This window comes from Streptococcus sp. SPS1, assembly GCF_030439915.1.
Classification (GTDB): Bacteria; Bacillota; Bacilli; order Lactobacillales; family Streptococcaceae; genus Streptococcus.
Genome location: NZ_JAQFJG010000011.1, coordinates 18901 through 32334, shown reverse-complemented (window position 1 = coordinate 32334; position 13434 = coordinate 18901). Strand labels below are relative to the sequence as shown.

10 protein-coding genes and 1 pseudogene are annotated in these 13434 nt (G+C 39.9%); all 11 read left to right on the top strand.

Annotated features, from left to right (window positions below):
* The first annotated feature begins 18 nt into the window (after positions 1 to 18).
* The gene (locus tag PCY12_RS08215; RefSeq protein WP_301352422.1) at positions 19 to 942 is read left to right on the top strand and encodes an aspartate carbamoyltransferase catalytic subunit; all 924 of its coding nucleotides are present in this window, start codon (positions 19 to 21) and stop codon (positions 940 to 942) included.
* 49 nt (positions 943 to 991) lie between these two features.
* Positions 992 to 2071: a carbamoyl phosphate synthase small subunit gene (locus PCY12_RS08210; RefSeq protein WP_301352420.1), complete on the top strand. Its 1080-nt coding sequence runs from the start codon at positions 992 to 994 to the stop codon at positions 2069 to 2071.
* A 447-nt stretch (positions 2072 to 2518) separates the two neighbouring features.
* Positions 2519 to 5695 carry a carbamoyl-phosphate synthase large subunit gene (gene carB, locus PCY12_RS08205; protein ID WP_301352418.1) on the top strand — a complete coding sequence of 1059 codons (3177 nt, stop codon included), beginning with the start codon at positions 2519 to 2521 and terminating at the stop codon, positions 5693 to 5695.
* A 215-nt stretch (positions 5696 to 5910) separates the two neighbouring features.
* Positions 5911 to 6035, top strand: a pseudogene (locus PCY12_RS08200) (divalent metal cation transporter); the annotation flags it as partial.
* Positions 6036 to 6492: 457 nt separating this feature from the next.
* Positions 6493 to 7200 (top strand): 2-C-methyl-D-erythritol 4-phosphate cytidylyltransferase, encoded by a 708-nt coding sequence (locus PCY12_RS08195; RefSeq protein ID WP_000638493.1) that lies wholly within the window; start codon positions 6493 to 6495, stop codon positions 7198 to 7200.
* A gap of 4 nt (positions 7201 to 7204) precedes the next feature.
* The gene (locus PCY12_RS08190; protein ID WP_050389974.1) at positions 7205 to 8227 is read left to right on the top strand and encodes a ribitol-5-phosphate dehydrogenase; all 1023 of its coding nucleotides are present in this window, start codon (positions 7205 to 7207) and stop codon (positions 8225 to 8227) included.
* Between the two features lie 16 nt (positions 8228 to 8243).
* Positions 8244 to 9113, top strand: coding sequence for a phosphotransferase family protein (locus tag PCY12_RS08185; protein ID WP_301352416.1), 870 nt, complete (start codon positions 8244 to 8246; stop codon positions 9111 to 9113).
* Positions 9103 to 9981 carry a DMT family transporter gene (locus tag PCY12_RS08180; protein ID WP_004269680.1) on the top strand — a complete coding sequence of 293 codons (879 nt, stop codon included), beginning with the start codon at positions 9103 to 9105 and terminating at the stop codon, positions 9979 to 9981. Before PCY12_RS08185 ends, PCY12_RS08180 begins: the two co-directional genes overlap by 11 nt.
* An 11-nt stretch (positions 9982 to 9992) precedes the next feature.
* A complete protein-coding gene (locus tag PCY12_RS08175; protein WP_020902399.1) occupies positions 9993 to 10682 on the top strand; it encodes a CTP--phosphocholine cytidylyltransferase in 690 nt (229 codons plus the stop codon).
* A gap of 87 nt (positions 10683 to 10769) precedes the next feature.
* Positions 10770 to 11618, top strand: coding sequence for a DNA-processing protein DprA (gene dprA, locus PCY12_RS08170; protein ID WP_301352415.1), 849 nt, complete (start codon positions 10770 to 10772; stop codon positions 11616 to 11618).
* Between the two features lie 665 nt (positions 11619 to 12283).
* Positions 12284 to 13327, top strand: coding sequence for a TIGR00341 family protein (locus tag PCY12_RS08165; protein ID WP_301352413.1), 1044 nt, complete (start codon positions 12284 to 12286; stop codon positions 13325 to 13327).
* Positions 13328 to 13434 lie beyond the last annotated feature (107 nt).

Here is a 13434-nt window from a genome sequence, read left to right as displayed (position 1 = left end):
AAAGCTAAAGGAGTAGCCATGTCAGAAAATCAACAAGCATTGAACCATGTGGTGTCCATGGAAGACCTCACTGTCGATCAAGTGATGAAATTGATCAAGCGAGGAATTGAGTTTAAAAACGGAGCTCAGCTTCCTTATGAAGACCATCCGATTGTTTCCAATCTCTTCTTTGAGGATTCTACACGGACGCATAAGTCCTTTGAAGTGGCAGAGATTAAATTGGGATTGGAACGACTTGACTTTGATGTGAAGACTAGTTCGGTTAATAAGGGTGAGACACTTTATGATACCATTTTGACTCTGTCTGCTTTAGGAGTGGATGTCTGTGTGATTCGCCACCCAGAGGTCGACTATTACAGAGAATTGATTGCAAGTCCCACGATTACGACTTCCATCATCAATGGTGGAGACGGTTCGGGACAACATCCTAGCCAGAGCTTGCTTGATTTGATGACCATTTATGAGGAATTTGGTCATTTTGAGGGTCTCAAGGTTGCGATTGCAGGTGACTTGGACCATTCACGCGTTGCCAAATCCAATATGCAGATTTTGAAACGCTTAGGTGCAGAACTTTATTTTGCTGGACCTGAGGAATGGAGAAGTCAAGAGTTTGCAGACTATGGACAGTTTGTAACCATTGATGAAATCATTGATCAGGTGGATGTCATGATGTTTCTCCGTGTGCAACATGAACGCCATGATAGTGGAGCTGTCTTTTCCAAAGAAGACTACCATGCCCAACATGGCTTAACACAAGAACGTTACGAGCGCTTGAAAGAAACAGCAATCCTTATGCATCCGGCCCCAGTCAACCGTGATGTAGAAATCGCAGACCACTTGGTTGAAGCACCAAAATCACGGATTGTCGAACAAATGACCAATGGTGTCTTTGTTCGAATGGCAATCTTAGAATCCGTACTGGCGAGTAGAAACGCCAACTAAAACACAAGACGTTAAAAGACGCCAGTGAGCGTCCACGAGAGGTGAGAATATGACAAAAAGACTTCTAGTATTAGAAGATGGCACAGTTTTTGAAGGTAAGGCCTTCGGAGCAGACATTGATGTAACAGGCGAAATCGTCTTTAATACAGGGATGACCGGCTACCAAGAATCCATTACAGACCAGTCTTATAATGGACAAATCTTGACCTTTACTTATCCTTTGGTGGGAAATTATGGAATTAATCGTGATGATTACGAATCCATCATTCCAACTTGTAAAGGAGTCGTTGTTTTTGAAGAAGCGCGTAGAGCTAGCAACTGGCGCAACCAAATGACCTTGGATGAATTTTTGAAAGCTAAAAAAATTCCTGGTATCTCAGGGATTGATACACGTGCTCTTACCAAGATTATTCGTAAGCATGGTACTATGCGTGCAACCTTGACCCATATTGGGGACAGCATGGACCATGTAACTGACCAGCTCCAAGCAACAGTATTGCCGACAGATAATATCAAACAGGTTTCTACTAAAACATCCTATCCAGCTCCAGGAGTTGGTTTAAGCGTGGTGCTAGTGGACTTTGGTCTCAAGCACTCAATCCTACGTGAACTTTCGAAGCGAAACTGTAATGTGACCGTGGTTCCATATACAACAACGGCTGAAGAAATACTCCATCTCAATCCTGACGGAGTGATGTTGTCAAATGGTCCTGGGAACCCAGAAGATGTTCCTGCTGCACTCGATATGATTCGTGGTGTGCAAGGAAAGATTCCAATCTTCGGTATCTGTATGGGTCACCAACTCTTTGCCATGGCTAATGGTGCAAAGACTTATAAAATGAAGTTTGGTCACCGTGGCTTTAACCATGCGGTACGTGAAATTGCAACAGGACGTGTAGACTTTACCAGTCAAAACCATGGTTATGCAGTTAGCCGTGAGGATTTGCCAGAGCATTTGATCATTACTCACGAAGAAATCAATGACAAGTCAGTTGAAGGTGTGCGTCACAGATACCAACCTGCTTTCTCTGTTCAATACCATCCAGATGCAGCCCCTGGTCCACACGACGCAAGCTACCTATTTGACGAGTTTATCGAGATGATGGAAGCTTTTAAACAATCAAACTAAGAACGAGTAAAAGCTCTTCGGAGAATTTATGTAACTGAACACTGACGGAAAGCTCGGAATTTTAGGAAACCAACTTGGATTGTCAATCCTTCCTTGGTTTCCTAAAATTCAATCGCTTTCTATTCGTCCTTTATATCTTATTTAATGTCGCCCTGTGAGGCGACGAATAGAAAGGCAGGTCGTTTCTTTTAGTCGCTGTCAGGCGAACTAAAAACTCCCTGCACTAGATTTTTTACCGAAAAGTATCGTTTCGCTAAAAAATCGTCGGAGAATTTATTTAATGTCGCTCTGTGAGGCGACGAATAGAAAGGAGAAGATACATTGTTCGCGGAAGTGAACACGCCCTAAGAACTATGTGAAAAAGATAAACATCGTCTTGACGCTGAAGGCGTCTGCACCGAGTTTCCTATTTTCACTGTGTTCTTTACGGGCTTTGTATCATAAACTATGCCTAAACGTACTGATATTCAAAAAATTATGGTGATTGGTTCTGGTCCGATTATTATTGGTCAGGCTGCTGAGTTTGACTACGCTGGGACCCAGGCTTGCTTGTCGTTGAAAGAGGAAGGTTATGAGGTTGTTTTGGTTAACTCAAATCCTGCAACTATCATGACGGATAAGGAAATTGCGGACAAGGTTTATATTGAACCGATTACACTTGAGTTTGTGACACGTATTCTTCGTAAGGAACGTCCAGATGCCTTGCTACCAACCCTTGGTGGTCAGACAGGTCTCAACATGGCCATGGAATTATCTAAAAATGGTATTCTTGATGAGCTTGGTGTTGAGCTTCTGGGAACTAAATTATCTGCCATTGACCAAGCGGAGGACCGTGACCTCTTTAAACAATTGATGGAGGAACTTGAGCAACCAATTCCTGAATCTGAAATTGTTAATACAGTTGAAGAAGCTGTTGCCTTTGCAGCAACAATTGGCTACCCAGTCATCGTTCGTCCAGCCTTTACACTTGGTGGTACTGGTGGTGGTATGTGTGCTAATGAGGAAGAATTGCGTGAAATCGCTGAAAATGGATTGAAATTGTCACCTGTTACCCAATGTTTGATTGAGCGTTCAATCGCAGGTTTCAAGGAAATTGAGTACGAAGTGATGCGTGATTCAGCTGACAATGCTTTGGTTGTTTGTAACATGGAAAACTTTGACCCAGTTGGGATTCACACAGGGGATTCCATTGTATTTGCCCCTGCCCAAACCATGTCAGACTATGAAAACCAAATGCTTCGTGACGCAAGCTTGAGCATTATTCGTGCCCTTAAGATTGAAGGTGGATGTAATGTTCAGCTGGCCCTTGACCCACACAGTTTTAAGTACTATGTTATCGAAGTAAACCCTCGTGTATCGCGTTCTTCAGCCCTGGCATCTAAGGCGACAGGGTATCCGATTGCAAAATTGGCTGCTAAGATTGCAGTAGGTTTGACCTTGGATGAGGTTATTAACCCAGTTACAGGTTCAACCTATGCCATGTTTGAGCCTGCCCTTGACTACGTGGTTGCCAAGATTCCTCGTTTCCCATTTGACAAGTTTGAAAAAGGTGAGCGCCGTCTTGGTACCCAGATGAAGGCGACTGGAGAAGTCATGGCAATCGGTCGCAACATCGAAGAGTCACTTCTTAAAGCTTGTCGTTCACTTGAAATTGGTGTTCATCACAATGAAATGCCTGAACTTGCAGCAGTTTCTGATGATTACTTGATTGAAAAAGTAGTCAAAGCCCAGGATGACCGTCTCTTCTATGTATCAGAAGCAATTCGTCGTGGCTACACACCAGAAGAAATTGCTGAATTGACTAAGATTGATATCTTCTATCTGGATAAACTCTTGCATATCTTTGAAATTGAACAGAAGTTGGGAGCTCATCCACAAGATCTAGACGTTTTGAAAACTGCCAAACTCAATGGATTTTCAGACCGTAAGATTGCTGAACTTTGGGAAACGACTGCAGACCAAGTTCGCCAGCTTCGCTTGGAAAACAAGATTGTCCCAGTCTACAAGATGGTAGATACTTGTGCGGCAGAATTTGACTCTGAAACACCATACTTCTATTCAACCTATGGTTGGGAAAATGAGTCTATCAAGTCTGATAAGGAATCCGTTCTAGTTCTAGGTTCTGGTCCAATTCGTATCGGTCAAGGGGTCGAGTTTGACTACGCAACTGTTCATTCAGTTAAGGCTATTCAGGCAGCTGGCTATGAAGCTATTATCATGAATTCAAACCCAGAGACCGTTTCAACCGACTTCTCTGTATCAGATAAACTTTACTTTGAGCCATTGACATTCGAAGATGTTATGAACGTCATTGACTTGGAGCAACCAAAAGGGGTTATTGTTCAGTTTGGTGGTCAAACAGCCATCAACCTAGCTGAACCACTGGCAAAAGCAGGTGTGACCATCCTTGGAACACAGGTTGCTGACTTGGATCGGGCTGAAGACCGTGACCTCTTTGAGCAAGCTCTCAAAGACTTAGATATTCCACAGCCACCTGGTCAAACGGCTACCAATGAAGAAGAAGCTGTGCTTGCAGCTCGCAAGATTGGTTTCCCAGTTCTCGTTCGCCCGTCTTATGTTTTAGGTGGACGTGCCATGGAAATCGTGGAAAATGAGGAAGACCTTCGGTCTTACATGCGTACCGCTGTTAAAGCTAGTCCAGATCACCCAGTTCTTGTCGATTCTTACATTGTTGGTCAGGAGTGCGAAGTTGATGCCATTTCAGACGGTGAAAATGTCCTTATCCCTGGTATCATGGAACATATCGAACGTGCCGGTGTCCACTCAGGTGACTCAATGGCCGTTTACCCACCACAAACCTTGTCGCAAAAGGTTCAGGAAACCATTGCAGACTACACAAAACGCCTAGCAATCGGTCTTAACTGCCTTGGAATGATGAACATCCAGTTTGTTATCAAGGATGAAAAAGTCTATGTTATTGAGGTCAATCCACGTGCCAGCCGTACCGTTCCATTCCTTTCTAAGGTGACCAATATTCCTATGGCTCAAGTAGCGACTAAGCTCATTCTTGGTCAAAGTTTATCAGAACTTGGCTACCAAGATGGACTTTACCCTGAAAGCACTCGCGTTCATATCAAGGCACCTGTCTTCTCCTTTACCAAACTAGCTAAGGTAGACAGCTTACTTGGTCCTGAAATGAAGTCAACAGGGGAAGTTATGGGTTCTGATACGACTTTGGAAAAAGCTCTCTATAAAGTCTTTGAAGCTTCTTACCTCCACTTGCCAACTTTTGGTAACGTTGTATTTACCATCGCTGATGATGCCAAAGAAGAAGCCTTGAACTTGGCTCGTCGTTTCCAAAATATTGGCTATGGAATCCTCGCGACAGAAGGGACAGCAGCCTTCTTTGCTAGTAATGGCCTGCAAGCTCAACCAGTTGGTAAGATAGGTGATGACGATCAGGATATCCCAAGCTTTGTTCGCAAAGGAAGAATTCAAGCTATCATTAACACAGTAGGAACCAAACGAACTGCTGACGAAGATGGTGAGCAAATCCGCCGTTCAGCCATTGAACACGGAGTGCCCCTCTTTACAGCCCTAGATACAGCCAATGCCATGCTCAAAGTGCTGGAAAGCCGTAGTTTTGTCACAGAAGCAATCTAGTTGAGAAAAATTTTTCACGGTTTTAAAGCCAGCGTCAGAAAACGCTGGCTTTTGCGATACTGATTTTGCTTGTTTTAACTATCATGCTTTCTTTAAGAATCATTTCAAAATTTGATATAATAAGAATAAATTGGAAATAGGAAATTATTTTCATTATATTTTCAAAATCCCATTAATAAACTAGGTAAAGACAAGATTAGAAAGTGAATATTCCTATGTCTTCTTACAAGAAGGTCTCTCTTTCTGAGATCAATCAATCTATTGAAACTCCGAATAACAATCATTTTGGCAAAAACTAAAAGCATTTTTGGGGTCTGGAGCTCTTGTGGCAGTTAGTTATTTTTTATTTTAAATACTTGTCCCGAGCCCATTCGTATTTATATCATAAAGTCAGCTAATAAGAAATGAAGGGCAGTAATACTCTTCGAAAATCAAATTCAAACCACGTCAGCGTCGCCTTACCGTACTCAAGTACAGCTTACGGCTAGCTTCCTAGTTTGCTTTTTGATTTTCATTGAGTATAAGTCAAGTAATCACTTTGAAGTTTCAAATCTTAATTTTAAGTTTTCTTTAAGGAAAGTATATTATTCTGAAGAACTCTAAAATTTCACAGCCATTTATTGGTAATGACTACAGAATTCCTAGTCATTACTAGAAATGGACTAGTTTCTTTGAATAAGAGAACTGCTTAACCCTCCTATTCTAGAACGGGAGGGCCGGTATTTCTTTCATGATAGGACTAGATTGTGGTATAATAGAGAGAATAAGTTTTTTTAGTAAGACAAAGGAGAAAATAGATGATTTATGCAGGAATTCTTGCTGGTGGAACTGGCACACGCATGGGAATCAGTAACTTGCCAAAACAATTTTTAGAGCTAGGTGATCGACCTATTTTGATTCATACAATTGAAAAATTTGTCTTGGAACCAAGTATTGAAAAAATTGTAGTTGGGGTTCATGGAGACTGGGTTTCTCATGCAGAAGATCTTGTAGATAAATATCTTCCTCTTCATAAGGAACGTATCATCATTACAAAGGGTGGTGCTGACCGTAATACGAGTATTGAGAAAATCATTGAAGCCATTGATGCTTATCGTCCGCTTACTCCAGAGGATATCGTTGTTACCCACGATTCTGTTCGTCCATTTATTACACTTCGCATGATTCAAGACAATATTAAACTTGCCCAAAATCATGACGCAGTGGACACAGTGGTAGAAGCGGTTGATACTATCGTTGAAAGTACCAATGGTCAATTTATTACAGATATTCCAAATCGTGCTCACCTTTATCAAGGACAAACACCTCAAACATTCCGTTGCAAGGACTTCATGGACCTTTATGGCTCTCTCTCTGCTGAAGAGAAGGAAATCTTGACAGATGCATGTAAAATCTTTGTCATTAAAGGAAAAGATGTGGCCTTGGCGAAGGGTGAATACTCAAATCTGAAGATTACAACCGTAACAGATTTGAAGATTGCAAAAAGTATGATTGAGAAAGACTAGTGATATGATTAATCAAATTTATCAACTGACAAAGCCCAAGTTTATCAATGTCAAATACCAGGAAGAGGCTATTGACCAAGAAAATCATATCCTCATCCGTCCTAATTATATGGCGGTCTGTCATGCGGATCAGCGTTACTACCAGGGAAAACGTGATCCCAAGATTTTGAATAAAAAGCTTCCAATGGCAATGATTCACGAGTCATGTGGAACCGTTATTTCTGACCCGACGGGAACCTATGAGGTTGGTCAAAAAGTTGTCATGATTCCTAATCAGCCTCCTATGCAGAGCGATGAAGAATTCTATGAAAACTACATGACAGGAACCCATTTCTTGTCTAGTGGCTTTGATGGCTTTATGAGAGAATTTGTTTCTCTTCCTAAAGATCGTGTGGTGGCTTATGATGCTATCGAAGATACGGTTGCAGCCATTACAGAGTTTGTCAGTGTCGGCATGCACGCTATGAATCGTCTATTGACTCTTGCTCATAGCAAGCGGGACCGAATCGCCGTTATCGGAGATGGAAGTTTAGCTTTTGTGGTTGCCAATATTATCAACTATACTTTGCCAGAAGCAGAGATTGTGGTTATTGGTCGTCATTGGGAAAAGTTGGAACTCTTCTCTTTTGCCAAAGAATGCTATATTACGGATAATATTCCTGAAGATTTGGCCTTTGACCATGCTTTTGAGTGTTGTGGTGGTAATGGTACTGGACCGGCTATAAATGACCTGATTCGCTACATTCGTCCTCAGGGAACGATTCTCATGATGGGCGTTAGCGAGTATAAAGTCAATCTCAATACACGCGATGCCTTAGAAAAAGGCTTGCTCTTGGTTGGTTCCTCTCGTTCTGGTCGCATTGATTTTGAAAATGCCATCCAAATGATGGAAGTCAAGAAATTCGCCAATCGTCTTAAAAATATCCTTTATCTAGAAGAACCTGTAAGAGAAATTAAAGATATTCACCGTGTCTTTGCGACCGATTTAAACACAGCCTTTAAAACTGTGTTTAAGTGGGAAGTATAAGTGCTGGAGGTTAATTGTGGAGAAAATCATTAAAGAGAAAATTTCTTCCCTACTTAGTCAAGAAGAGGAAGTCCTCAGTGTTGAACAACTGGGGGGAATGACCAATCAAAACTATTTGGTCAAAACAACAAATAAGCAATACATTGTTAAATTCTTTGGTAAAGGGACAGAAAAACTGATCAATCGTCAAGATGAAAAGTACAATCTTGAACTACTAAAGGATTTAGACTTAGATGTAAAAAATTATCTTTTTGATATTGAAGCTGGTATCAAAGTAAATGAGTATATCGAATCTGCTATCACACTTGATGCGACTTCAATTAAGACCAAATTTGATAAAATTGTTCCAATATTGCAAACTATTCATGCTTCTGGTAAGGAATTAAGAGGAGAATTTGCTCCTTTTGAAGAAATCAAAAAATACGAATCCTTGATTGAAGAAAAAATCCCTTATGCCAACTATCAAGCTGTTCGAGAAGAAGTCTTCTCTTTAGAGAAAAGACTGGCTGACTTAGGTGTTGACAGAAAATCTTGTCATATCGATTTGGTGCCTGAAAACTTTATCGAATCACCTCAAGGACGACTTTATTTGATTGACTGGGAATATTCATCAATGAATGATCCAATGTGGGATTTGGCTGCTCTCTTCTTAGAGTCCGAATTCACTCCCCAAGAGGAAGATGCTTTCTTATCTCACTATGAGAGTGAGCAAACACCTGTCTCTCGTGAAAAGATTGCCATCTATAAAATTTTGCAAGATGCTATTTGGAGTCTATGGACAGTCTACAAAGAAGAGCAAGGTGCAGACTTTGGTGACTATGGTGTGAGTCGTTACCAAAGAGCTGTTAAAGGTCTAGCTAATTATGGAGGTTCAGATGAAAAATAAAAATGGAGTTTCTTTTGGTTTACTCTCAGGTATTTTCTGGGGGTTAGGTCTAACGATTAGTGCTTATATCTTTTCGATTTTTACAGATTTGTCGCCCTTTGTGGTGGCCGCTGCTCACGATTTCTTGAGTATCTTTATCTTACTAGCTTTTCTCTTGGTAAAAGAAGGAAAAGTTCGTCTCTCAATTTTCTTAAATATTCGCAATGTTAGTGTTATCATCGGAGCCTTGCTAGCAGGCCCTATCGGTATGCAGGCCAATCTTTATGCGGTTAAGTATATCGGAAGTTCCTTAGCTTCATCTGTATCGGCTATTTACCCTGCGATTTCAGTTTTATTGGCTTTCTTCTTTTTGAAGCACAAGATTTCGAAAAATACTGTGTTTGGGATCGTCTTGATTATTGGAGGGATTATTGCTCAGACCTATAAGGTTGAACAGGTTAATTCTTTCTACATTGGGATTCTTTGTGCTTTGGTTTGTGCCATTGCATGGGGAAGTGAGAGTGTTCTTAGCTCTTTTGCTATGGAAAGTGAATTGAGTGAAATCGAAGCCCTCTTAATCCGTCAAGTAACTTCATTCTTGTCCTATCTTGTGATTGTGCTCTTCTCTCATCAGTCATTTGCAGAAGTGGCCAATGGACAATTGCTAGGTCTCATGATTGTCTTTGCTGCCTTTGATATGATTTCCTACTTGGCTTATTATATCGCTATCAATCGCTTGCAACCAGCCAAGGCTACAGGCTTGAACGTGAGTTATGTAGTTTGGACTGTCTTGTTTGCAGTTGTTTTCTTAGGTGCACCGCTAGATATGCTGACAATTATTACGTCACTTGTCGTCATTGCTGGAGTTTATATTATTATTAAAGAATAAAGGAGATTCGTGTGAAAGCCATTATTTTAGCAGCGGGATTGGGAACTCGCTTGCGTCCTATGACTGAAAATACCCCTAAAGCCTTGGTTCAAGTTAATCAAAAACCTTTGATTGAATACCAGATTGAGTTTCTCAAAGAAAAAGGGATCCATGACATCATCATCATCGTTGGTTACCTTAAAGAACAATTCGATTACTTGAAAGAAAAATACGGAGTTCGCCTCGTTTTCAATGATAAATACGCTGATTACAATAACTTTTACTCTCTCTATCTTGTAAAAGAAGAATTAGCTAACAGCTATGTTATTGATGCCGATAATTATCTCTTTAAAAATATGTTCCGCAATGATTTGACTCGTTCGACTTATTTTAGTGTTTATCGTGAAGATTGTACCAACGAATGGTTCTTAGTCTATGGAGATGACTACAAGGTTCAAGACATCATTGTTGATAGCAAGGCAGGTCGCATCCTTAGTGGTGTATCCTTCTGGGATGCTCCAACAGCAGAAAAGATTGTCAGCTTTATCGACAAGGCTTATGCGAGTGGTGAATTTGTTGATCTCTATTGGGACAATATGGTTAAGGACAATATCAAAGAGCTAGATGTCTATGTTGAAGAATTAGAAGGCAATAGCATCTATGAGATAGATAGTGTCCAAGACTATCATAAATTAGAAGAAATTCTTAAAAACGAAAATTAAAGATTCCAACATCTGGCTGAAATAGTCGGATGTTTTTTTGATTTTTTACGAATAAATAGATGAGTAGAAAAAGAAATGGAGTTATTTATGAAAATCACAAACTATGAAATCTATAAGTTAAAAAAATCAGGTTTGAGCAATCAACAGATTTTGAATGTCCTAGAATATGGTGAAAATGTCGATCAAGAACTGTTGTTAGGTGATATTGCAGATATATCAGGTTGCCGAAATCCAGCTGTTTTTATGGAACGTTATTTTCAGATAGATGATGCGCATTTGGAGAAGGAATTTCAAAAATTTCCATCTTTCTCTATTTTAGACGACTGTTATCCTTGGGATTTGAGTGAAATATACGACGCGCCTGTACTTTTATTTTACAAGGGAAATCTTGACATCTTGAAATTTCCTAAGGTAGCGGTCGTGGGCAGTCGTGCTTGTAGCAAACAGGGAGCTAAGTCAGTTGAAAAAGTCATTCAGGGCTTGGAAAATGAACTGGTTATCGTCAGTGGATTAGCCAAGGGCATTGACACAGCAGCTCATATGGCAGCTCTTCAGAATGGCGGAAAAACCATTGCAGTGATTGGAACAGGACTGGATGTGTTTTATCCTAAAGCCAATAAACGCTTGCAAGACTACATCGGCAATGATCATCTGATTCTCAGTGAGTATGGACCTGGTGAACAACCGCTGAAATTTCATTTTCCTGCCCGTAATCGCATCATCGCTGGACTTTGTCGTGGCGTGATTGTAGCAGAGGCCAAGATGCGCTCAGGTAGTCTTATTACCTGTGAGCGAGCAATGGAAGAAGGACGCGATGTCTTTGCTATACCTGGAAGTATTTTAGATGGACTATCAGACGGTTGCCATCATTTGATTCAAGAAGGAGCAAAATTAGTCACCAGCGGGCGCGATGTGCTTGCAGAATTTGAATTTTAAAAATGGCCTAAGCTAGAATTCTGAGAAAAAATCAATTTCAAGATAAAATGAAGTAAATATCCCCACAATAAAACACCTGATATTATGCGTTTTTTCTAAGTGAATAAGTAGAGTGGAGGACTTTTCCCAGAGGAAGGAAAGCAATTTAGTGTAATTGAGAAAGGAGAAATGATTGTGCTTGATGTTGGCTAGGTTATTTTCAATGATTCCTACCGTCTCAAATCTTGTCAGTAAGGAAAAATAAAGCCTTCAAAAGTAAAGATTACAAGGCTTGTTTAAGAAAGAATTCAAAGACCTTGACAGATAAAAATAAAATGGTTATTATAAAAAATGGTCTGAAATTGATGATGATACTCTTGGAAAATCTTTTTAAATCAGCTCAGCTTTGCCTTGCTGTGTTTTGAGCAAGCTACGGTGAGATTTTGAGTTTGATTTTCATTTACTAGAAATGAAGTTGATGAGAGACATCAGTAGACATTTGCGTCAGGATATGATGGAAAATGATAAAAAGACCTCATGAGATTGGCATGTCAGACTACTAAAGCATTGAGTTTGTTAGGATTTTATACTCAATGAAAATCAAAGAGCAAACTAGGAAGCTGACGTGGTTTGAAGAGATTTTAGAAGAATATTAGCGACCAGTTAGCTAGGAAAGGAAGATATTTGTGACAAATAATAAACTGTATTCGTTGGTAGAATTTAGAAATAAAATATACGAAGAATTAGAACTATCCAGAAGTGATTTAGCGATTTTGCTATGTGCCATGCTTATCGCCTCTATCGGATTAAATATGGATTCGACTCCCGTGATTATTGGAGCCATGTTAATCTCTCCTTTGATGAGCCCCATTTTGGGAGTAGGACTCTCTCTAGCTATATTTGATTTTAAATTGTTAAGAAAATCTTTTAAAATCTTATCTATTCAAATTCTTGCCAGTTTAATCGCTTCAACACTTTATTTTTATCTTTCTCCCATTTCGTATGCTAGTTCGGAGATTGTTGCTAGAACCTCTCCGACTATTTGGGATGTTCTCATTGCTTTTGTAGGAGGGGTAGCAGGTATTATTGGTGCTAGGAAAAAAGAGACCAATAATATTGTTCCTGGTGTCGCTATTGCAACTGCTTTGATGCCTCCTCTTTGTACAGTAGGTTATGCTATTGCTTCTGCTAATCTAAAATTTATCATAGGCTCCTCTTACCTATTCCTCATCAATTGTAGCTTTATTGTCATTGCGACTTATATAGGTGTCAGGTTGATGATGGTTAAGAAGCACTATTTTAGAGATAATGAAGAAGACTCTAAAATGCGCAGGATTTTGCTTCTAGTTGCTGTTTTGCTGATGATTCCGAGTTTCATCTCTGCAACGACTTTAGTCAGAGAAACGTTGAAAAAAGAGTCCCTTAATAAATTTATATCAGAGCAGTTTCAGGGGCATAATATTTTGAAAAAAACCTATTCTAAAAAGACTCATACCCTAAAGCTAACCATTTCAGGAAATTATTTGACAGAAGAAGAGCTTGATATGATTTCAAGTAAGAGGGGGGACTATGGTTTAAGTGATGTTTCTGTTCAAGTTTCACAACTGTCTGATTCAGAACAACTTAGTAAGGAAGAACTGGTAGAATATTTCTTCCAGTATATCAAGGATAAGGAAGCAAAAGAAAAGGAAAAAGCCAATAAATTTGATACAGAGTCTGAGGAACAATAATTTCTTGAGAATAGCTGGTTTTTCTCGTTAGTCTTCTATGTATATCAAAGGAAGACTGAGGTCTTAAGCATAAAACTTTTCTTCTATTATAGTAGCTAAGTCTTGAC

What these genes read in the sequence shown, in the direction of transcription:
- dprA (WP_301352415.1), top strand. Translation starts at nt 10,770, where the DNA reads ATGAAAATCACAAACTATGAAATCTATAAGTTAAAAAAATCAGGTTTG.
- PCY12_RS08215 (WP_301352422.1), top strand. Translation starts at nt 19, where the DNA reads ATGTCAGAAAATCAACAAGCATTGAACCATGTGGTGTCCATGGAAGAC.
- carB (WP_301352418.1), top strand. Translation starts at nt 2,519, where the DNA reads ATGCCTAAACGTACTGATATTCAAAAAATTATGGTGATTGGTTCTGGT.
- PCY12_RS08180 (WP_004269680.1), top strand. Translation starts at nt 9,103, where the DNA reads ATGAAAAATAAAAATGGAGTTTCTTTTGGTTTACTCTCAGGTATTTTC.
- PCY12_RS08210 (WP_301352420.1), top strand. Translation starts at nt 992, where the DNA reads ATGACAAAAAGACTTCTAGTATTAGAAGATGGCACAGTTTTTGAAGGT.
- PCY12_RS08190 (WP_050389974.1), top strand. Translation starts at nt 7,205, where the DNA reads ATGATTAATCAAATTTATCAACTGACAAAGCCCAAGTTTATCAATGTC.
- PCY12_RS08195 (WP_000638493.1), top strand. Translation starts at nt 6,493, where the DNA reads ATGATTTATGCAGGAATTCTTGCTGGTGGAACTGGCACACGCATGGGA.